The 580-nt window shown below is 57.8% G+C and carries 1 pseudogene; it reads right to left on the bottom strand.

From position 1 onward, the window contains the following. Nucleotides 1-580, bottom strand: a pseudogene (locus ACZYZ9_RS26450) (PPE family protein); the annotation flags it as partial.

The raw sequence follows: 580 nt of genomic DNA on the forward strand, positions 1-580 counted from the left end.
CCGAACCGCTATTGAAGAACCCCGACGACGGGGTCACCGAGGTATTACCGAACCCCGGCCCCCCCGGAATCGAGAACAACGGAATATCGATCGGCCCGACAGTGCCGGTGACACCGCCGAACAATGTGTATCCCGGGCCGCCGACGACGAAATTCAACCGCGGTCCGGTGACCGTGATGGACGGAACCCGGATGGGACCGATGGTCGAGCCGTTGTTCACGGTGCTCAGAGAACTGAGATCGATCGCCCCGATGGTGTACGGCACAGTGGTGATGTCGAAGGTGCCCCCGGAAATCGTCATGTTCAACGGGATGCGCATGCCGAAGTCCACCGGAATCTGCTCGATACGGAACGAGTAGGAAACACCGGTCATGCCCTGAGCATCACCCCGCACGAACATCCCGTTGTTCAAGTTGCCGGAGTTACCGATCCCGGTGTTGAGATCCCCGGAGTTAGCGATACCCGTGTTGAGGTTGCCGGTATTGAACCAACCAGTGTTGGTGTCACCACCATTGAAATCACCACTGTTGAAACTACCCTCATTGAAGCTGCCGGTGTTGTAACTCCCCCGATTACCAAT

The sequence above is a fragment of the Mycobacterium sp. IDUB_28 genome, assembly GCF_055419285.1.